This is a genomic window from Saccharopolyspora gregorii (assembly GCF_024734405.1).
GTDB classification, from domain to species: Bacteria; Actinomycetota; Actinomycetes; order Mycobacteriales; family Pseudonocardiaceae; genus Saccharopolyspora_C; species Saccharopolyspora_C gregorii.
Genome location: NZ_CP059556.1, coordinates 2,434,087 through 2,452,472, shown reverse-complemented (window position 1 = coordinate 2,452,472; position 18,386 = coordinate 2,434,087). Strand labels below are relative to the sequence as shown.

Here is an 18,386-nt window from a genome sequence, read left to right as displayed (position 1 = left end):
ATGCCCGTCCAGGGTCAGCACAGGCCCTGGTTCCTGTTCGGCGCGCGCCCGCCGGGGATGCCCAGGCGGCTGCGCACGTCGTTGCGCACGCGCTCCACGACTCGGGTGAACGACCCCTCGCCGAACTTTCCGTCGGTGTACAAGCGCATCCAGCCGGCGCCGTCGAGGTACCCGGCCTCCAACGCCGCGCACCTGCCGTCCAGCTCGGCGCGGGTCCGATCGCCCGCGATGTCGAGCAGCACGAGGTGGTAGCCCGGCCCGGTCCGCCCGGTCCAGGCCGCGATCCCGGCGTCGCGGTCCTTGAACCGCTCGGCCCGGGCCTTGATGTCGACCGATTCGGCCAGCGCACCCGCTTCCGCGGGCAGCCAGCCGGGGTCGGTGCCGGTGGCGGCCGGGTGGGCGAGGACCTGGAGGCACACCTCCGGTTCGTCCCGGCGGCCGCACCAGGTCAGCGCGATCCGGTGCACGTGAGCCTGGCCGGGAACGAGTCGCCGCCGCACCGGCCGGTGGCCGGTGAGCAGTTCCAGTTCCGCGGCCAGCACGTCCACCGCCCTGGCCAGGTCACCGGTTCCGGGTTCCGCCGCATCGACCAACGCTTCGTCCCCCGTCCGGATCGAGTGCCCGTCCGACCGAGCCTGCTTGTATGTCAGCGGGACGCTACGAGTGGACCAGGTCACTGTCAAGAATCCACCTGGGATCCACTGCTCAGATCATCGATCACCAGGCGCTACCGCGAAAAATCACGGGTTCCCATTGACCTGCCCAGCACGGGCTGGCTAGCGTGCCTGCCATGCAAGAGACCGGAACACGGGCCGCTGGTATGCAAGCCCGGGGCGCTCGGGCCCGAGTGCTGGACGGTTTGCGCGAGGCGATCATCCGCGGCGAGCACCAGCCCGGTGCGCTGCTGTCGGAAGGCACCCTCGCCGAGACCTACGGCACGAGCCGGACTCCCATCAGGGAAGCCCTCCAGCAGCTCCAGACCGAAGGCCTGGTCGAGGTCGTCCCCCGCGTCGGCAGCTTCGTGCGCGAACCGTCCCGGCGCGAACTCGGCGAGCTGTTCCAGCTGAAGGCGGTGCTGGAGGGGCTCGGCGTGCAGCTGCTGGCGCAGCGGGGCCGCGTCGCGGAGGTCGATCTGCTGCGCGACAACCTCGCCGAGTCCGAACGCGCCGTCGCCGACGGCGACGTGGAGCGCTACGCCCAGCTGGTGCACGACTTCCACGGCCTGGTCATCCAGGGCGCGGACAACAGCAGGCTCGCCGAGCACTACCAGATGCTGATGAACCAGCTCGCCTACCACCGGGTCGTGATGAACACGTTGCGCCACCCGGGACGGCTGGGCGCCTCGCTGCACGAGCACCACGAGGTGTTCAAGCGGATCGTGGACAAGGACGCCTTCGGCGCCGAGCAGGCCATGCGCGACCACGTCCGGTGCAGCGAGCGCGAGGCCATGACCCACCGGGAGCAGCCCGCCCCGGAGTGATCCGGCTTCGGCCCCGGCAAGAGAAGACCGGCCACCGCGGGGAGTTCTCCCGGCGGTGGTCCCCCGAGCACGCCCGCCCGGCGGCGCGATCCCCGCGCCCGTCCGGTCTCCGCGGCACTCGCGCACCGTCCGGTGCGGATCCCTCTCCTCGACGTGGAGGCAGACATGCGTTTCTCCATCTTCCACAACCTCGGCGCACCCGGGCGGTTCGGCGAGTACGACCAGGTCATGAACGAGACCCGGGAGTTCGCGCGGTACGCGGACCAGGCCGGGTTCTGGTCCATCTGGTACACCGAGCACCACTTCGGCCACGAGGGCTACGAGCTGATCGCGAACCCGGTGCTGATGGGCGCGGACATCGCGGCCCGCACCGAGAACATCCGCATCGGGCAGGCCGCGAACATCGCCACGTTCTGGCACCCGCTGCGGCTGGCCGAGGACATCGCGCAGCTCGACCAGCTCTCCGGCGGCCGCGTCGAGGTCGGCCTGGGCCGCGGGCTCTACGGGCGGGAGGCGCTGAACCTCAACACGCTCGCCGACCCGCGCGACCAGGAGCAGAACCGGGCGTTGTTCGACGAGACCGTGGAGATCCTGCAGAAGGCGTGGTCGAACGAGTTCTTCTCGCACGACGGGCGCTTCTACACCTTCCCGGCCCCAGGCGTGCGCTGGGAGCACCCGCTCTCGCCGGCCACCCCGGAGTTCACCGAGGACGGCGTGATCACCAAGCTCGCCGTCACCCCGCGCCCCTACCAGCGCCCGCACCCGCCGCTGTGGCAGGTGATCGACAGCCCGCGGTCCATCCAGACCGCCGCCCAGCAGGGTGTGCAGGGCCTGTTCTGGCTGCCGCCGATCTCGGCGCTCAAGGACCGCTTCCAGCTGTACCGGGACTCCGCGCAGGCGGCGGGCCGGGACCTGGCGCTGGGCGAGGGGATCGGGCTGGTCCGCGACGTGTTCGTCGCCGACACCATGGAGCAGGCCCGCGCCCAGTTCGAGGAGGCGCTGCTGACCTCCTACAAGTGGATCACCCACTGGCGCGGGCTGGGCAACCTGATGGAGGCCGGCGAGGAGCTCACCGACGCCCACGAGCTGTCCTTCGAGTTCCTGGAGCAGCGCAACCTGCTCGTCGGCACCCCCGAGCACGTGGCGGGCAAGATCGAGGAGCTGCAGGAGGAGCTGAACCTGGAGCACCTGCTGCTGTGGACCACGCACCCCGGCCTGCGCCACGAGCACGCGATGCGCAGCCTCGAACTGTTCACCGAGAAGGTCATGCCGCGCTTCCAGGGCGCCGGCTCGTGAGCGGGCCGCGCAAGGTCGTCACGACGACGGAGACGGTGCTGCGCGAGCTGGGTTCCCCGGTGGAGTCCACCGCGCACCGGGCCGCCGCGGCCGCGGTGATCCCGAACCCGTGGGCGGGCCGCGGCCACGTCGCGGACCTCTCCGCGGAGGTGGAGCGGATCGCGCCCGGCCTGGCCCGCACCCTGCACGACGAGCTCACCGCGGCGCTGACCACGGCGAACGGCGGCGAGGCCGAGATCACCGCGTTCGGCAAGGCCGCCATCGTCGGCCTGGACGGCGAGATCGAGCACGGCGCGGCGCTGATCCACACCCCGTACTTCGGCAACGTGCTGCGGGAACTGGCGGGCGGCACCGCGGTCATCGTGTTCTCCGACGAGCGCGGGCCCGCCGGGACCACGCTGACCGTGCCGATCTGGCACAAGACCGACGCCGCCACCCGCTCGCACTACCAGACCATCCCGGTGCGCATCCCGGACGCGCCCGCCGCCGACGAGATCGTCGTCATCGCGGCCGCGTCGACCGGACCGCGCCCCAACGCCCGCATCGGCGACCGCAAGACCGACCCGGTGGTGCGGCTGGCAGACCTGGAGGACCGATGAACATCCGCAAGATCGTGAGCTACACCGAGGACGTGCTCACCGAAGGCGGCCGCCCGGTGGACCCGCGAGCGCGCACCGCTGTGGTGCTGGCGGTGCTACAGAACCCGTGGGCCGGCCGCGGATTCGTCGAAGACCTCGCACCGGGCATCGAGGAGTTCGCGTCCCCGCTGGGCGCGCTGCTCGCACCCCGCGTGGTGGAGGCGCTGGGCGAGCCGATCGAGGCATACGGCAAGGCCGCCGTCGTCGGGCTGGACGGCGAGGTCGAGCACGGGTCGGCACTGATCCACACCTTGAAGTTCGGCGACCACTTCCGGCAGGCCGCGAGCGCCACCACGCTGCTGCCCGCGGTGGAGAAGCGCGCGGCGGCCGGCACCACCTTCGACATCCCGCTCAAGCACATCACCGACGCGACGATCCGCTCGCACCACCAGAGCATCGAGGTGCGGCTGGCCGACGCACCGCGCGCCGACGAGATCGTGGTCGGGCTGGCCGCGGCGGCGCAGGGCCGCCCGCAGGCGCGGCTCGCCCCGCTGTCGAGCGAGCGATGACCGACCAGCTGGTCCTGCTGCACGGCGTCGGCCTGGACCACCGCATGTGGGACCGGTGCACGCCGGAGCTGGCCCGGGACAACCCGGTGCTGGCCCCGGACCTGCCCGGGCACGGCGCGGGCGGGGCCGTCGAGCCGGACGCGGGGCTCGACGACCTCGCCGCGGCGGTGGCGCGGCGGCTGGACGGTCCCGCCCACCTGGTCGGGTTCTCCCTCGGCGCGCTGGTGGCGCAGTGCCTCGCGGTGCGCCGCCCCGAGCTGGTGCGGTCGCTGGTGCTGGTGAGCTCGGTGGCCGCGCGCAGCCCGGAACAGTCGGCCGCGGTCGGCGACCGGCTGCGCGGCGTGGCGCAGGACTTCGCCGGCACCGCCGAGGCCGCCGTGCAGCGGTGGATGAGCCCGGAATGGCAGGCGCGCGAACCGGAACTGGCCGACCGGCTGCGCACCACCCTGCTGGGCAACGACCTGGACTCCTACCTGGCCTGCTACCGGATCTTCGCGACCGCGGACCGGGAGCTCGCCCCGCTGCTGCCGGGGATCACCGCGCCGACGCTGGCGATCACCGGCGCCGAGGACCCCGGTTCGACGCCCGCGATGACCGAGCACCTGGCCGCGACCATCCCGGACGCGCACGCCGTCGTCGTCCCCGGTGTCCGGCACCTGCTGCCGCTGGAACGACCGGACCGGCTGGTCACCGAGATCCGCACGCACCTCACCCGCACGACCGTGGAGCGTTGAGATGAGCACCGAACTCCCCCGCTACGAGCACTACATCGCAGGCGAGTGGGTCGCCCCGGCCGACGGCGGCTACTTCGCCAGCACCAACCCGACCACCGCGCGGCCCTGGTACGAGGCGGCGCGCGGCACCGAGGCCGACGTGGACCGCGCGGTGCGCGCCGCGCGGGCGGCGTTCGAGGCGCCGTCCTGGCGGGATCTGTCGCAGACCGCGCGCGGGCGGCTGCTGCGCAGGCTCGGCGACCTCGTCGCGGAGAACGCCGAGGACCTGGCCCGCACCGAGACCCTGGACAACGGCAAGCTGCTGCGCGAGATGCGGTCCCAGCTGGCCGGGATCCCGGAGTACTTCTACTACTACGCCGGTTACGCCGACAAGATCCACGGCGAGGTCATCCCCGCGAACAGCACCAAGCTGCTCAACTACACCCAGCGCGAGCCGGTGGGCGTGGTCGGGGCGATCACCCCGTGGAACTCGCCGCTGATGCTGACCACCGCGAAGATCGCGCCCGCGCTGGCCGCGGGCAACACCGTGGTGATCAAGCCGTCCGAGCACACCTCGGCGTCGCTGCTGAAGCTGGTGCCGCTGTTCGAGCAGGCCGGTTTCCCGCCGGGCGTGGTCAACGTGGTCACCGGGTTCGGCGCGGACGCCGGGGACGCGCTGGTGCAGCACCCGCAGGTCGCGAAGCTCAGCTTCACCGGCAGCACCGCGACCGGTTCGCGGATCTCCGCCGCCTGCGGTTCCCGGTTCGTGCCGGTGACGCTGGAGCTGGGCGGCAAGTCGCCGAACATCGTGTTCGCCGACGCCGACACCGACAGCGCCGCGATGGGCATCGTCGCCGGGATCTTCGCCGCGGCCGGGCAGACCTGCATCGCGGGCAGCCGGGTGTTCCTGCAGCGCGAGGTCTACGACGAGGTGCTGGAGAAGGTCGCGGCCCGCGCCGCCAGCATCAAGATCGGCGACCCGCTGGAGCCGGAGACCGAGCTCGGCCCGGTCGCGTTCGCGGAGCAGCGGGACAAGATCGAGGAGTACGTGCGGATCGGCCGCGACGAGGGCGGCCGGGTGCTCACCGGCGGCGAACGGCCGGACGTGGGCCTGGACGGCTACTTCTACTCCCCCACCGTGTTCGTGGACACCGACAACGGGATGCGGGTCTGCCAGGAGGAGATCTTCGGCCCGGTGCTGACGGTGATGCCGTTCGACACCGAGGAGGAGGTGGTGGCGCTCGCCAACGACACCTCCTACGGGCTGGCCGCCGGGGTGTGGACGCGGGACCTGGCGCGGGCGCACCGGCTCGCCTCGGTGCTGGAGGCCGGGACGGTGTGGGTGAACACCTACCGGGCGATGTCGCCGATGTCGCCGCGCTCCGGGTTCAAGCAGAGCGGGGTCGGCATCGAGCACGGCACCGAGGTGCTGCGCGAGTACACCCGGCTCAAGAGCGTGTGGATCAACACCGACGAGAGCCCGGCCCGGGACCCGTTCGTGCTGGGTTCCTGACGGCTCCGCCGGGTTCCACCGCGCGGTCCCGCTCGCCGATTCGGCGAGCGGGACCGCACCACGTCGGGGCTCGATCGGCCACCGGCCGGAACCTCGTCCTCAGCGCGACGGCCGGGCGTTCGCGGCGGAACGGCACTGCTGCGACGGCGGTCGGCAGCGGTACCACCGGCCTCCGCCGGGCAGCGCGGGACGATCCGGCGGCGATTCGGTCGCGGGTCTGCCCACGGGGCCGCGGTTGCTCTAGGGTCCGGTGCCACTCGACGAAGGTGGGCTGCCATGTCCGAACGTTCCGCGCGCGGGTCCTGGCGCAAGCGGCTGCGCAACACCGGATGCCTGATCGGGCTGGTGATCGTGCTGGTGCTGCTGGGGTCGGTCGTGCTGCTGGCGGTGATCGCGAAGGATCCGAGCGGCGCGGCGGGCGGGGTGAACCACTGGTGGGGAGCTCTCGGCGACGGGGCCCGCTCGGTGCTGAGCGCCCCGATCGACTTCTTCCGCTCCCTGCTCCGCTTCGGCGAGGAGATCGGCGGCTGACGCGCGAGCGCGACGATCGTCGGGGCGGAACGCGGTCCGCCGGGTCGCGTCACCTACTCCACCCGGCCGCGCGATCGTGCCGGTCGCGGCCTCGACCCCGCCAGCCGCGGCCGGGGCGGACCGCCGATGTGCCCCGGAACCCGGGGACGTCCGGGCCGGAGCGGGGCCGCGCCGGTCAGCGGGTGGTGGACTCGGACAGTTCGGCGGCAGGAGTGTCCACTTCGGACTTCAGGCGTGGTTTCAGCTCGCTGACCAGGGTGCCGATGATGATCAGCGCGGCGCCGACGAGCGCGAGCCCCGGCAGCCGATCCCCCGCCAGGCGACCGAAGATCCCGCCCCACACGGGTTCGCCCGCGTAGATGATCGTGGCGCGCGTCGGCGGGACCTCGCGCTGCGCCCAGTTCATCGCGATCTGGATCAGGCAGCTCGCCGCGCCGAGCCCGAGCGCCGCCACCAGCCACACCCTGGGCGCCACCCTCGTCGAGGTCGTCAGCCCGCCGTCCGCCCCGCCCGGCAGGATCGAGGCCACCGCGGGGCGCGGTGCCGAGGCCGGCAGCCGCGCGGTGCTGCTCGGCAGCGCGCCCGCTCGCGACCAGGCGCAGCTGTGGACCTGGAGCCTCGCCGCCGGTGACCGCTACGACGCCGAACCGGACCCCGCCGGCTGGCACGAGATGGTCTTCGTGACGGCCGGGCGGCTGCGCATCGAGCGCGAGGACGAGGTGGCGGTCGTGGACGCGGGCGACTACGCGATCTACTCCAGCGCGCAGCGGTACTCCTACGTCAACGACGCAGCGGGGACCACCACGTTCCTCCGCAACGTCGTCTCCTGACCGACGTCGCGGTGCGCGGCCCGTTCGAACCGCGCACCGCGACGGGCATCAGACCGCGGTCCGCCGCCGCGGCTCCCGGTAGCTGAGCCTGCGCAGCAAGGTTTCCGCAGGTCCGCGCACGCCCGCTCGTTCCGAGAGCCGCGCCAGCACCGCGGTCAGCACCCACGTGGCGACGCCGACGAGCGCCGCCGACCAGCTCGACAGGTGCGCCCCCGCCGCGAATCCCCACGCCGAGAGCAGCGGCACGAACACCGCCGACTGCGCCAGGTACCCGCTGAGCGAGCGCCGCCCCAACGCGACCAACGCGCGCACCGGCCTGGCCGGGCTCGCACCGCGCGCGGTGATCCGGTGCGCGACGAGGCCGAACAGGGCGGCGTAACCGACCCCGGCGGGGATCCCGGCGAAGAAGTGGACCGTGCCGAAGACCGCCAGGTTCGGCAGCCCCAGCACGCCGACGTGGTGCAGCGCCAGCGGAACGCCCGCCGCCCAGCCCGCGGCGATGCCGAAGAAGGCGGTGCGCCGCAACAGCGGCAGGTGCCGGGCGGGCTCCTCCAGGACGCGGTGCCGGGAAGCGAGCAGCCCCAGCAGGAACGCGGTCGGCAGCGCGAGCGTGGCGATTCCTGCCAGCGGCGTGGGCGCCCAGTTCGCCAACCGCAGCAGCGCGGACGCGAGGTAGCCGGTCTCGGTGATCGGGAACCGCTCCGGACGCGGACCCACCGACGGCGGCACCGGGCCCGCCATCACCGAGATCGCGCACACCGCGACGCCGAGCGCCACCAGGACCCCGATCCACACCCGCAGCGCGCGGTCCCCGCGGCCGAGGAACAGCGGCACGAACACCAGTCCCATCACGCCGTAGGTGGCGAGGATGTCGCCGTGCCACAGCAGCGCGGCGTGTACCAGGCCGAACCCGAACATCCACAGGTGCCTGCGGTGCAACAGCCCGCGCGCCTCGCGCGGCGAGGCGCCCGCCGCGATCCGCCGGGCGTGCAGCTGTCCGATCCCGTAGGCGAACAGGAACGCGAACATCGTGTGCGTGCGGGCGTCCACCACGACGATCGTGGCCGCCTGCACGATCCGGTCGGCGAGCCCACCGCCCGCCGGGTGCAGCAGCGCGGCACCGGTGCCCGCGGTGTACAGGAACCACGGCACGTGGGCCAGTGCGATGAGCAGCAGCATCATGCCCCGGGCCAGGTCCGGGGCGATCGCCCGCTCGGCGAGCGGGGTGGGTCGCGCCGGTGGTGCGGACGGGCGCGGGACGGTGTCGGTGGACACGGGTGGGCTCCTCTCGGGCTGTCGTAACCCCATCCCACTCCGTGCCCCTGCGGCACACTCAAGCCCGGATTTCCGCCCACCGCCCGGAGAACGGGGCGCCCGCGCGCACCGCGGGCGCCCCGCCCGGTGCTCACGACAGCTTGAGCACCGGGTTCCGCTGGTCCAGCCAGGTGGCGAAGTCCAGGGACCGTTCGATCGCGCCGCGCTGCTCGTGGGTGATGGTCGCCCCGTCGGCGGTGGTGGCGGCCTTGAGCCGATCCGCGTCGTAGAACTCCAGCACCCGGTGGTCGGTCGCGATCAGCTCCGCGGCCTGCGCCTGGATGGCGCGGAGGTAGTTCGGGTCGAAGCTGCCCGGATAGCCGCTCTTCTTCCGGTTGGCCACCGATTCCGGCAGCGTGTCCCGGGTGGCGCCGCGCAGGATGCTCTTCTCCCTGCCGTCGAAGGTCTTCAGCGCCCACGGGGTGTTGAACACGTACTGCACCAGCCGGTGGTCGCAGAACGGCACCCGCACTTCGAGGCCCACGGCCATGCTCATCCGGTCCTTACGGTCCAGCAGGGTCTGCACCATGCGGGTCAGGTGCATGTAGCAGACCTGCCGCATCCGCTTCTCCTGCCCGGTTTCGCCGTCCTTGAGCGGCGCGGCGGCGACGGCGTCCCGGTAGTTGTCACCGATGTAGGAACCGAGGTCCAGCTGCGCGCTCAGGCCGGGGTCGAGCAGCCCGGACGGGGTCAGCGGCGAGTCGACGAGCCACGGGAAGGTGTCCGCGTCGCGCTTGCGCTCGTCGTGGAACCACGGGTAGCCGCCGAAGATCTCGTCCGCCGATTCCCCGGACAAGGCCACTGTGGACTGTTCGCGGATCGCCTTGAACAGCAGGTACAGCGAGTTGTCCCGATCGCCGAGACCGATCGGGAGGTCCCGGGCGGCGACGGCGGCGGCGCGCACCGCCGGGTCGGACAGGGCCGCGCCGTCGAGCATGATGTCGTCGTGGTCGCTGCGCACGTGTTCGGCCACGGCGTGCACGAACGGCGTGTCCTGGGTGGGGGCGACGTCGATGGCGCGGAAGTTCTCGGCCTGGTTGGGGAAGTCGACGGCGAAGCTGCGCACCGTCTCGCCCTGCTCCGCGAGCTGCAGCGCCGCGATCGCCGTCATCGCCGAGGAATCGAGCCCGCCGGAGAGCAGGGTGCAGCGCGGCACGTCGGCGACGAGTTGACGGGCGATGATGTCGTCGAGCAGCTCCCGCACGTGCGCGACGGTGGCGTCGCGGTCGTCGGTGTGGTCGCCGACCTCCAGCTGCCAGTAGCAGCGCTCGCGCAGCCCGTTGCGGTCGACGATGGCGAGGTGGCCGGGCTTGAGCTCCCGCATCCCCTCCCACACCGCGAAGCCGGGCGTCTTGGCGAACGAGAAGATCTCGCGCAACCCGTCGAGGCCGACGACCGGTTCGGCGTCCGGGTTCGCCAGGATCGCCTTGGGCTCGGAGCCGAACAGCACGCCGTCGGCGGTCTCGTAGTAGTAGAACGGCTTGATGCCCATCCGGTCGCGGATCATCACGAGCTTCTCGGTGCGCTCGTCCCAGATCGCGAAGGCGTACATGCCGTTGAGGTGTTCGGCGAGCTGCTCGCCCCACTCCAGGTATCCGCGAAGCACGACCTCGGTGTCGGAGTCGGTGTCGAACCGGTGCCCGCGCCCGCGCAGTTCGGCGCGGAGCTCGGTGAAGTTGTAGGCCTCGCCGGAGTAGACCATGGCGACCGCGCCGTCGGGCGTGGCGACCTCCATGGGCTGCGCGCCACCGGGCAGGTCGATGACGGCGAGCCGCCGGTGCCCGAGCGCGGCGTGCGGTGCGACCCAGGTGCCCGCGGCGTCCGGGCCGCGGCAGGCCATCGTTTCGGTCATGTCCCGCAGCACTCGGTCCTGGGTACCGAGATCACGCCCGTAGGAGACCCAGCCCGTGATGCCGCACATACGACCACCTCACCCATTTAGATAGCTGCTCAAACTAACGAAATGGACGCTAGTGGCCGGGACCCGCGCTCACTGCGGAGCAAAAGTGTGACGCCGAGTGATGTAAATCATAGATGTCGCGATGTTGCGGGCACATCGCAAATACCACGTGAACAGGACGAATGCGAAGTTCTCCGCGCGCCACCCCGGACCGGACCGAACACGGAGCGCGACCGGCACTACTCCCCCGCCTTCTCGGCGCCGACCGAGCCCAGGTGCTCGCGCAGCCGCTCCGCCGCCTCCGCCCGGCGCCCCGCCAGCAGCAGGTCCGCGATCTCCACGTGCTCGCGGCAGCGCACCACCGCGCGGTCCCGCGGCAGCGTCCGCCGGTACTCCACCAACCGGCGCAACCGGTCCACCCGGCGCAGCGAGTCGATGAAGAACGCGTTGCCCGAGCACTGCACCAGCACCTCGTGGAACGCGCTGTTGCGGTCGAACAGCTCCGCGTCGCCGACCTCCCGGATCGCGCCGTCCACGAGGTGCTGCTGCTGCGCGCGCACCTCCCGCACCGCGTCCTCGTCCAGCTGGAAATCCGGTTCGAGCAGCGCGGCCGGTTCGATCGTCAACCGGAACCGGTAGCTGTCCCGGTACGAGCCCTGCGAGGTGAGCATCGGCCGGAACCGCCAGCCGTAGCCGGGCATCCGCTCGATCCAGCCCTCGGCACCGATCCGCTGCAGGATCCGGGACAGCTGCGCGGGCGTGAGCCCGTACTCGCGGGCGAGCCCGCTCTCGGTCACCCGCTCCGGCAGCCGCCCGTCCAACCGGTCCCCCGCGATCCGCAGGTAGGTCGCCTCGACGCCGTCCCCGTCCTCGGCCACCGGTGCGGCGTCCGGAACCCGCAGCACCGCGTAGCCGCCGCGCTCCCCCGCCGCCACCACGCCGTCGGCGGCGAGCAGCCGCAGCGCGCCGCGCACCGGCGAGCGCGACACCGCGAGGCGCTCCGCGAGCGCCCGCTCCACCAGGCGGGTGCCCGGCACGAGCCGCTCCTCGCGGATGTGCTCCGCGATGCGCGCCGCGATCTGCTCGACGAGGGGCGTCGCCATGAGCTCCCGGTCCTTCCGCGAGGGGGCGGTGTGCCGAGCGAGCCTACTTCGGCGCCGGCGCCGGTTCCCGCCCCGACGGTCGGGATCCCGCGGCGCCAGCCCGGTGGCGAGGTTCCGGACGAGGCAGGCGTCAGGCCCCGTGCTCCGCGTCGACGCGCCGGGTTTCTCCCGTGGCCACCAGGGTTCGGGTGGCGTCGACGGAGGCGTAGGTCCACAGGATGCGCATCGGCGCGGTCGCCGAGGCGTTGCGGAACCGGTGCGGCACCCCCGCGTCGACGTAGGTGGTGTCGAAGGCGGTGAGCTCGTGCTCGACGCCGTCGATCTCGGCGATCGCATCACCTTCGAGGATCACCACGCTCTCCGGGCAGTCGTGCGTGTGCAGCGGGATGCCCGCCCCGCCCTCGAACAGGGTCTGCCCGTTGAGGAACGTGGTGGCGCCGCGCTCCCGGGTGACCAGCGGGATGGTGCGGGCACCGCCGCCGCGGGAGAACGCGGACAGCTCGGCCGGCCGCAGCACGGCGGCGGGGAAGGTCTCGTGCTCGGGCATCAGGCGCGCTCCTCGCGGATCCAGAGGGTCTTGACGTTGACGAACTCGCGGATGCCCTCGGCACCCAGTTCGCGGCCGTAACCGGACTTCTTCACCCCGCCGAACGGCAGCCGCGGGTCGGAGGCGACGACGCCGTTGACGAACACCGCGCCCGCGTCGATCTCGGCGGCGATGCGCCGCGCCAGCGCGAGGTCGCGGGTCCACACCGCGGCGCCGAGGCCGAACTCGGTGCGGTTGGCCAGTTCCACCGCTTGCTCGGCACCGGCGACGCGGGTGATCGCCGCGACCGGTCCGAAGGTCTCCTCGTCGAACGCGGCCATGCCCGGTTCGACGTGGTCCAGCACAGTCGGCGGGTAGTGGAAACCGGGCCCCGGCACCGGTTCGCCGCCGGTGCGCAGCCGCGCGCCCGCGGCGATCGTGCGCAGCACCTGGTCGTGCAGGGCGTCGCGCAGGTTCGCGCGGGTCATCGGGCCGATCCGGGTGGCCGGGTCGGTGGGATCGCCGACGGGCAGCGCTTCGGCGGCCGCGGTGAAGGCGGCGGCGAACTCCTCGGCGATCGGCTCGGCCACCAGGAACCGCTTGGCGTTGACGCAGGACTGGCCGACGTTGGTGAACCGGGCCCGCACCGCGGCGGCGGCCGCGGCGGGCACGTCCGCGTCGGCGAGCACCAGGAACGGGTCGGAGCCGCCGAGTTCGAGCACCTGCTTCTTCAGCGCGTTCCCGGCCTGTCCGGCGACGATCGCGCCGACCTCGGTGGATCCGGTGAGGGTGACCGCGGCGATCCGGTCGTCGGCGATGAGCTCGGCGACGACCGGCACCTCGACCAGCAGCGCCCGGCACAGCCCCGCGGGCGCGCCCGCGTCGCGCAGCACCTCGCCGATCGCGAGCGCGCACTGCGGAACGTTGTTGGCGTGCTTGAGGATCGCGCCGTTCCCGGCGGCCAGCGCGGGGGCTGCGAACCGGAAGAACTGCCAGAACGGGTAGTTCCACGGCATCACCGCGAGGACCACGCCGAGCGGTTCGCACACGACCAGCGCCTCGCCGTCGTCCGTCCGAACAGGACGGTCGGCGAGGAGCTCCGCGGCGTGCTCGGCGTAGTGCTCGCAGGTGAGCGCGCACTTGTCGACCTCGGCGGCGGCTTCGGCGATCGGCTTGCCCATCTCGGCGGTGATCAGCCGGGCGTAGCGCTTCCGCCCGGCGCGCAGCACGCGGGCGATCTCGCGCAGCAGCGCGGTGCGCTCGGCGAGCGGCGTCCGGCGCCAGGCCCGCTGGGCGGTCGCGGCGGCCGCGAGGGCCGCGTCCACTTCGGCGGGACCGTCCACCTCGTACCGCGCCAGTTCGGCCTCGGTGGCCGGGTCGATCGACAGGATGGTCACGGGGCTGCTCCGTTCCAGGAGGGGTTCTGAGGGTGCGGGTTCCGGGGTTCGCGGCCCGGTCGCGGCGGTCCGCGGTGTCCCGGCGGAGCAGGACGCTAATCGACCGGATGGTTTTTCTCAACGCACAAGTACCAACTCGGCGCCCACCGCGATCCGATTCGTTATAAGCACTGCGCACGCACTAGTCCGCTGCTCAGCTCGGCTGAACCTCCCTGGTTCCAGGTCTTGACCGAGCGAGGTTATAACCTCCAGGATGTCGCGGGAACGCACCACCCGAGGAGAGATCCATGACCGCACCCCGATCCGCCCGCACCTACCGACTCGGCCTGCTCGAAGGCGACGGGATCGGACCGGAGATCGTGCCGGCCGCCACCCGCGCCGTGGACGCCGCGCTCACCGCCGCCGGGGCCCCGGCCGTCGAGTGGGTGCCGCTGCCGCTGGGCCGGGACGCCATCGAGGAGCACGGCACGCCCTCGCCGGAGTCCACGCTGGCCGCGCTCGACGAGCTCGACGCCTGGCTGCTCGGGCCGCACGACAGCGCCGCCTACCCGGAACCGCACCGCTCGCGGCTCAACCCCAGCGGCACCATCCGCACCCGCTTCGGGCTGTACGCGAACATCCGCCCCGCCAAGTCCTTCGAGGGCGCGAAGGCGATGGTCCCCGGCACCGACCTGGTGATCGTGCGGGAGAACACCGAGGGCTTCTACGCCGACCGCAACACCCACGCGGGCACCGGCGAGTTCATGCCCACCCCGGACGTGGCGATCGCGCACGGCATCATCACCCGGCCCGCCGTGGAGCGGATCGCGCACACCGCCTTCCAGCTGGCCCGCGGGCGCCGCGGCAAGCTGACCATCGTGCACAAGGCGAACGTGCTGCGGCTGACCACCGGCCTGTTCCGCGACGTCTGCCGGGAGATCGCCGAGCAGTACCCCGACGTCACCGTGGACGACTACCACATCGACGCGATGACGGTGCACCTGCTGCGCCGCGCCCCCGAGTTCGACGTGATCGTCACCGAGAACATGTTCGGCGACATCCTCTCCGACCTCACCGGCGAGCTGGCCGGTTCGCTGGGCATCGCGCCGTCGATCAACGTCTCGGACCGGCAGGGCATGGCGCAGGCCGCGCACGGCTCCGCCCCCGACATCGCGGGCAAGGACCTCGCGAACCCGATCGCCATGATGCTGTCCAGCTCGATGTTGTTGCAGTGGCTGGGAGACCGGCACCAGGACGCGGGCCTGCGCGCCGCCGCCGCGGCGCTCGACGCGGGTATCGCGCGCACCGTCGCCGCCGGGACCTGCACCTCGGACATGGGCGGTTCCGCCGGGACGACGGCGTTCGCCGCCGCTGTCGCCGCCGCCATCGCGGACGCGAGATGACCCGCCCGCTCGTGGCGTTCGTGCACGCCGCGCCCGCCGCGGTGGAACCGGCGAACGCGGCGCTGCGCGAGGCGTTCCCGGAAGCGACGGCCTGGAACCTGCTGGACGACCGGCTGGTCTCCGAGGCCGACGCGGCGGGCGGGCTCACCCCGGCGCTGCGCAGGCGGATGCTGGGGCTGATCCGGCACGCCGTGGACGGCGGGGCGGAGGCGGTGCAGCTGAGCTGCTCGATGTACGGGCCGGTCGCCGGGCTCGCCCGGCAGCTGTGGTCCGCACCGGTGCGGGGCGCCGACGACGCCGCGTTCGCCGAACTCGCCCGCCGCGGCCGGACCACCGCCGTTTTGGTGTCCTCATTGGACAGCGCGCTCGCGGAATCGGCCGGGCGGCTGGACATCGCGGCTCCCGAGGCACGAGTCCTGCCCGCGCTCGCGCAGCCGGCCGGCGCCGATTCCCTCGCCGTGGCGGTGCGCCCGCACCTGCCCGCGGCCGACCTGGTGCTGCTCGCGCAGTACTCGCTGAGCCCGCACGCCGCCGCGCTCGCCGCGGACCTCGGCACGGAAGTGCTGAGCCCGCCGCTGCTCGCCGCGCGCTCGCTGCGGACGCAGCTGCTCGGCGCGGCCTGAGCCCGGCCCGCCGGCCGCGGCTCGGCCGCACCCCTCGCCACGACCCCCGCTCCCCCGGTGGTGCGGGCGCCCCGTCGCGCCCGCACCACCGCCGGGAGCAGCAAAGGAGCAACGATGCTCGCCGTCCTGGGCTTCGCCACCCTCGGCGTCTTCATGGCGCTGGTGATGCGCCGCTACCTGACCGCCTTCGTCGCCATCATGGCCACCCCCGTCGTGTTCGCCGTGGCCGCCGGGTTCGGCGGACGCCTCGACGAGATGATGCTGAACGGCCTGGAGATCGTCGCCCCGACCGCGATCCTGCTGCTGTTCGCGGTGCTGTACTTCGGCGTGATGATGGACGCGAAGCTGTTCGACCCGATCTCGCGGGGCATCATCCGCCTCTCGCAGGGCGATCCGGCGCGCATCTGCGTCGGCACCGCCGTGCTCGCGCTGCTGGTGGCGCTCGACGGGGACGGCACCACCAGCTACATGATCCTGTGCTCGGCGTTCCTGCCGATCTACCTTCGGCTGGGCATCAACCCGCTGGTGCTGGCCGCGATCGCGACGATGGCGCTGGGCACCATCTCCGGCACCACGCCGTGGGGCGGGGCGGCGACCCGCGGGATCAGCGTGCTGCACCTGGACTCCACCGACTACTTCGTGCACATGATCGCGCCGATGGCGCTGACCTCGCTGGCCATCATCACGATCTCCTGGCTGCTGGGGCGCGCTCAGCGCAAGCGCATCGACCGCGCCGTCATCGAGGAGTTCGCCGCCGAGATCGCCGAACAGCGGGTGGACCGCGACGGGCGCACCTGGCGGACCTGGTTCAACGCCGGGCTCACGGTGCTGCTGCTGGTGCTGCTGGTGTTCGGCGTCGCCGAGCTGGTGAACCTGTTCATGCTCGCGTTCGTCGTCGCCCTCGTCGTCAACCACCCGCGGCTCGCGGACCAGGCCGAGGTCGTCAAGAAGCACGCGAGCAGCGCGGTCCCGGTCGTGATGCTGGTGCTGGGCGCCGGGATCTTCACCGGCATCATGACCGACACCGGCATGACGAAGGCGATGGCGGACGCGCTGCTGTCGGTGGTGCCGGCGTCGATGGGCAACCTGCTGCCGCTGTTCACCGCGGTGATCAGCCTGCCGCTGAGCTTCTTCATGTCGAACGACGCGTACTTCTTCGGCGTGCTGCCGGTGCTCGCCGAATCCGCGGGGCACTACGGGATCCCGGCGGTGGAGATCGCCCGGGCGGGCGCGATCGGGCAGATGATGCACTCGATCGGCCCGACCTCGGCACCGCTGTGGGTGCTGCTCGGCCTGGTCAAGCGGGACCTCGGCGAGTTCCAGCGCTTCGCGCTGCCCTGGGTGCTGCTGGCCTCCGTCGCCTACATCGCCTTCGCCGTCCTCACCGGGGCGATCAGCGTGGTGTGACATGCGGTTCCCGCATGGCCGAGGTGCGGAAACCTCGCTTGTGGGCATGGGTCGGCGGGCGGAGGCTGGGTGGTGTCCGCGGAGGGCGGCGTGGTGGCCCGGGAACCACCTCGCCCTCCCACCCAGTGGAGGAAGCAGATCAGCATGACCACGTGGTTCATCACCGGCGGTTCCCGCGGCTTCGGCCGCGAACTCGTCGAGCAGGCGCTGCGGCGCGGCGACCGGGTCGCCGCCACCCTGCGCAGGCCCGAACGGCTCGACGACCTCGCCAGGGAGCACGGCGACCGGTTGCGGCGGTGGAGCCTGGACGTCACCGACACCGCCCGCGTCGAGCAGGTCCTCGCCGAGGCGTTCGCCGAGCTCGGCCGCATCGACGTGCTCGTGTCCAACGCCGGTTACGGCGTGTTCGGTGCGGGCGAGGACCTCGCCGACGAGCAGGTCGAGCAGATGATCGGCACCAACCTGACCGCGTCCATCCAGCTGGCCCGGCGCGCGGTCCCGCACCTGCGGGCGCAGGGCGGCGGGGTGTTCGTGCAGCTGTCCAGCATGGGCGGTCACCTCGCCTTCCCCGGCTTCGCGATCTACCACGCGACGAAGTGGGGCGTGGAGGGCTACTTCGAGGCACTGGCGAAGGAGGTGGAACCGTTCGGGATCAGGACGGTGCTGGTGGAGCCCGGCCAGGTCCGCACCGGTTTCTTCGACGTCGCCGAGCGGGTCCCGGCCGGCGAGCCGTACCGCGGCGGGCCCGCGGACCGGGCGCCGACGCCGGTAGAGGAGATGGTCGGCAGCCCCTCCGGCATCGCGCACGCGATCATCGAGGCGGCCGTGTCCCCGGCGCCGCCGCTGCGGCTGCTGCTGAACTCCGACGCCTACGAGCTGGTCACGACCGCGGTGCGCGAGCGGCTCGCCGGGTGGGAGGCGCAGCGCGAGTCGGCGGGCGCGGCCGACGCCGAGTTCACCGGCGCCCGGCACTGATACTGGACGGCATGTCGGAGTTGACGCTCACCGGGCTGCGGGTGCTCGTCGAGGTCGCCCGCCGCGGGTCGTTCACCGCGACCGCGGAAGCCCTCGGGTACACGCAATCCGCGATCTCCCGCCAGATCGGTGCCGCCGAGGACGCCGCGGGCGGCCCGCTGTTCGAGCGGCAGGCCCGCCCCTCCCCCGCCGCGCGGGCCTTCGTCCGGGCGCTGCACGACGAACTGCCGACCCTGATCACCAGGTGAA

General features: G+C 72.6%; 20 protein-coding genes. 13 read left to right on the top strand and 7 right to left on the bottom strand.

What is annotated here, in order from left to right:
• Window positions 1-14: 14 nt before the first annotated feature.
• The gene (locus tag H1226_RS10540; RefSeq protein ID WP_258348793.1) at window positions 15-593 is read right to left on the bottom strand and encodes a hypothetical protein; all 579 of its coding nucleotides are present in this window, start codon (window positions 591-593) and stop codon (window positions 15-17) included.
• 197 nt (window positions 594-790) lie between these two features.
• Here H1226_RS10540 and H1226_RS10535 point away from each other — a divergent pair, with 197 nt between their 5' ends.
• The 7 genes from H1226_RS10535 (at window position 791) to H1226_RS10505 (ending at window position 6,680) form a co-directional block, all read left to right on the top strand.
• Window positions 791-1,480 (top strand): GntR family transcriptional regulator, encoded by a 690-nt coding sequence (locus H1226_RS10535; protein WP_224965807.1) that lies wholly within the window; start codon window positions 791-793, stop codon window positions 1,478-1,480.
• 165 nt (window positions 1,481-1,645) lie between these two features.
• The gene (locus H1226_RS10530) at window positions 1,646-2,776 is read left to right on the top strand and encodes an LLM class flavin-dependent oxidoreductase (protein WP_258348789.1); all 1,131 of its coding nucleotides are present in this window, start codon (window positions 1,646-1,648) and stop codon (window positions 2,774-2,776) included.
• Window positions 2,773-3,375, top strand: coding sequence for an amino acid synthesis family protein (locus H1226_RS10525; protein WP_258348788.1), 603 nt, complete (start codon window positions 2,773-2,775; stop codon window positions 3,373-3,375). Before H1226_RS10530 ends, H1226_RS10525 begins: the two co-directional genes overlap by 4 nt.
• On the top strand, window positions 3,372-3,923 hold the full coding sequence (locus H1226_RS10520; RefSeq protein ID WP_258348787.1) for an amino acid synthesis family protein: 552 nt from the start codon (window positions 3,372-3,374) through the stop codon (window positions 3,921-3,923). The genes H1226_RS10525 and H1226_RS10520 overlap by 4 nt, the downstream gene beginning before the upstream one ends.
• A complete protein-coding gene (locus tag H1226_RS10515) occupies window positions 3,920-4,657 on the top strand; it encodes an alpha/beta fold hydrolase (protein WP_258348786.1) in 738 nt (245 codons plus the stop codon). The genes H1226_RS10520 and H1226_RS10515 overlap by 4 nt, the downstream gene beginning before the upstream one ends.
• 1 nt (window position 4,658) lies before the next feature.
• Entirely contained in the window at window positions 4,659-6,149 is a 1,491-nt protein-coding gene (locus tag H1226_RS10510) for an aldehyde dehydrogenase (RefSeq protein WP_258348785.1), read from the top strand.
• A gap of 276 nt (window positions 6,150-6,425) precedes the next feature.
• A complete protein-coding gene (locus H1226_RS10505; protein WP_258348784.1) occupies window positions 6,426-6,680 on the top strand; it encodes a hypothetical protein in 255 nt (84 codons plus the stop codon).
• A 175-nt stretch (window positions 6,681-6,855) separates the two neighbouring features.
• On the opposite strand, the gene H1226_RS10500 is transcribed toward H1226_RS10505, so the two are convergent.
• Complete coding sequence (locus H1226_RS10500; RefSeq protein ID WP_258348782.1) at window positions 6,856-7,209, bottom strand: DMT family transporter; 354 nt, start codon at window positions 7,207-7,209, stop codon at window positions 6,856-6,858.
• 34 nt (window positions 7,210-7,243) lie between these two features.
• Between H1226_RS10500 and H1226_RS10495 the strand changes: the two genes are divergently transcribed.
• Window positions 7,244-7,510, top strand: a complete 267-nt coding sequence (locus tag H1226_RS10495) for a cupin domain-containing protein (RefSeq protein WP_258348780.1) — start codon at window positions 7,244-7,246, stop codon at window positions 7,508-7,510.
• A 48-nt stretch (window positions 7,511-7,558) separates the two neighbouring features.
• Here H1226_RS10495 and H1226_RS10490 read toward each other — a convergent pair whose 3' ends face one another.
• The 5 genes from H1226_RS10490 to H1226_RS10470 form a co-directional block, all read right to left on the bottom strand.
• Window positions 7,559-8,785: a DUF418 domain-containing protein gene (locus H1226_RS10490; protein ID WP_258348778.1), complete on the bottom strand. Its 1,227-nt coding sequence runs from the start codon at window positions 8,783-8,785 to the stop codon at window positions 7,559-7,561.
• A gap of 130 nt (window positions 8,786-8,915) precedes the next feature.
• Window positions 8,916-10,745 carry an asparagine synthase (glutamine-hydrolyzing) gene (asnB, locus tag H1226_RS10485; RefSeq protein ID WP_258348775.1) on the bottom strand — a complete coding sequence of 610 codons (1,830 nt, stop codon included), beginning with the start codon at window positions 10,743-10,745 and terminating at the stop codon, window positions 8,916-8,918.
• A gap of 218 nt (window positions 10,746-10,963) precedes the next feature.
• The gene (locus H1226_RS10480) at window positions 10,964-11,827 is read right to left on the bottom strand and encodes a GntR family transcriptional regulator (protein WP_258348772.1); all 864 of its coding nucleotides are present in this window, start codon (window positions 11,825-11,827) and stop codon (window positions 10,964-10,966) included.
• Between the two features lie 130 nt (window positions 11,828-11,957).
• Window positions 11,958-12,374 (bottom strand): cupin domain-containing protein, encoded by a 417-nt coding sequence (locus H1226_RS10475; RefSeq protein WP_258348770.1) that lies wholly within the window; start codon window positions 12,372-12,374, stop codon window positions 11,958-11,960.
• Window positions 12,374-13,750, bottom strand: a complete 1,377-nt coding sequence (locus H1226_RS10470; RefSeq protein WP_258348769.1) for an NAD-dependent succinate-semialdehyde dehydrogenase — start codon at window positions 13,748-13,750, stop codon at window positions 12,374-12,376. Before H1226_RS10470 ends, H1226_RS10475 begins: the two co-directional genes overlap by 1 nt.
• A 287-nt stretch (window positions 13,751-14,037) precedes the next feature.
• Here H1226_RS10470 and H1226_RS10465 point away from each other — a divergent pair, with 287 nt between their 5' ends.
• The 5 genes from H1226_RS10465 to H1226_RS10445 all read left to right on the top strand — a co-directional run bounded on the left by H1226_RS10465 (window position 14,038) and on the right by H1226_RS10445 (window position 18,385).
• Window positions 14,038-15,132 (top strand): isocitrate/isopropylmalate dehydrogenase family protein, encoded by a 1,095-nt coding sequence (locus H1226_RS10465; RefSeq protein WP_258348768.1) that lies wholly within the window; start codon window positions 14,038-14,040, stop codon window positions 15,130-15,132.
• Window positions 15,129-15,755: an aspartate/glutamate racemase family protein gene (locus tag H1226_RS10460; protein WP_258348767.1), complete on the top strand. Its 627-nt coding sequence runs from the start codon at window positions 15,129-15,131 to the stop codon at window positions 15,753-15,755. The genes H1226_RS10465 and H1226_RS10460 overlap by 4 nt, the downstream gene beginning before the upstream one ends.
• Window positions 15,756-15,869: 114 nt before the next feature.
• Window positions 15,870-17,162, top strand: coding sequence for a CitMHS family transporter (locus tag H1226_RS10455; RefSeq protein WP_258348766.1), 1,293 nt, complete (start codon window positions 15,870-15,872; stop codon window positions 17,160-17,162).
• A 144-nt stretch (window positions 17,163-17,306) separates the two neighbouring features.
• On the top strand, window positions 17,307-18,137 hold the full coding sequence (locus tag H1226_RS10450; protein WP_258348765.1) for an SDR family oxidoreductase: 831 nt from the start codon (window positions 17,307-17,309) through the stop codon (window positions 18,135-18,137).
• A gap of 11 nt (window positions 18,138-18,148) precedes the next feature.
• Complete coding sequence (locus tag H1226_RS10445; protein WP_258348764.1) at window positions 18,149-18,385, top strand: helix-turn-helix domain-containing protein; 237 nt, start codon at window positions 18,149-18,151, stop codon at window positions 18,383-18,385.
• The last annotated feature ends 1 nt before the right edge of the window (window position 18,386 follow it).

What these genes read in the sequence shown, in the direction of transcription:
- H1226_RS10535 (WP_224965807.1), top strand. Translation starts at nt 791, where the DNA reads ATGCAAGAGACCGGAACACGGGCCGCTGGTATGCAAGCCCGGGGCGCT.
- H1226_RS10530 (WP_258348789.1), top strand. Translation starts at nt 1,646, where the DNA reads ATGCGTTTCTCCATCTTCCACAACCTCGGCGCACCCGGGCGGTTCGGC.
- H1226_RS10520 (WP_258348787.1), top strand. Translation starts at nt 3,372, where the DNA reads ATGAACATCCGCAAGATCGTGAGCTACACCGAGGACGTGCTCACCGAA.
- H1226_RS10515 (WP_258348786.1), top strand. Translation starts at nt 3,920, where the DNA reads ATGACCGACCAGCTGGTCCTGCTGCACGGCGTCGGCCTGGACCACCGC.
- H1226_RS10510 (WP_258348785.1), top strand. Translation starts at nt 4,659, where the DNA reads ATGAGCACCGAACTCCCCCGCTACGAGCACTACATCGCAGGCGAGTGG.
- H1226_RS10505 (WP_258348784.1), top strand. Translation starts at nt 6,426, where the DNA reads ATGTCCGAACGTTCCGCGCGCGGGTCCTGGCGCAAGCGGCTGCGCAAC.
- asnB (WP_258348775.1), bottom strand. Translation starts at nt 10,745, where the DNA reads ATGTGCGGCATCACGGGCTGGGTCTCCTACGGGCGTGATCTCGGTACC.
- H1226_RS10480 (WP_258348772.1), bottom strand. Translation starts at nt 11,827, where the DNA reads ATGGCGACGCCCCTCGTCGAGCAGATCGCGGCGCGCATCGCGGAGCAC.
- H1226_RS10475 (WP_258348770.1), bottom strand. Translation starts at nt 12,374, where the DNA reads ATGCCCGAGCACGAGACCTTCCCCGCCGCCGTGCTGCGGCCGGCCGAG.
- H1226_RS10465 (WP_258348768.1), top strand. Translation starts at nt 14,038, where the DNA reads ATGACCGCACCCCGATCCGCCCGCACCTACCGACTCGGCCTGCTCGAA.
- H1226_RS10460 (WP_258348767.1), top strand. Translation starts at nt 15,129, where the DNA reads ATGACCCGCCCGCTCGTGGCGTTCGTGCACGCCGCGCCCGCCGCGGTG.
- H1226_RS10455 (WP_258348766.1), top strand. Translation starts at nt 15,870, where the DNA reads ATGCTCGCCGTCCTGGGCTTCGCCACCCTCGGCGTCTTCATGGCGCTG.
- H1226_RS10450 (WP_258348765.1), top strand. Translation starts at nt 17,307, where the DNA reads ATGACCACGTGGTTCATCACCGGCGGTTCCCGCGGCTTCGGCCGCGAA.
- H1226_RS10445 (WP_258348764.1), top strand. Translation starts at nt 18,149, where the DNA reads ATGTCGGAGTTGACGCTCACCGGGCTGCGGGTGCTCGTCGAGGTCGCC.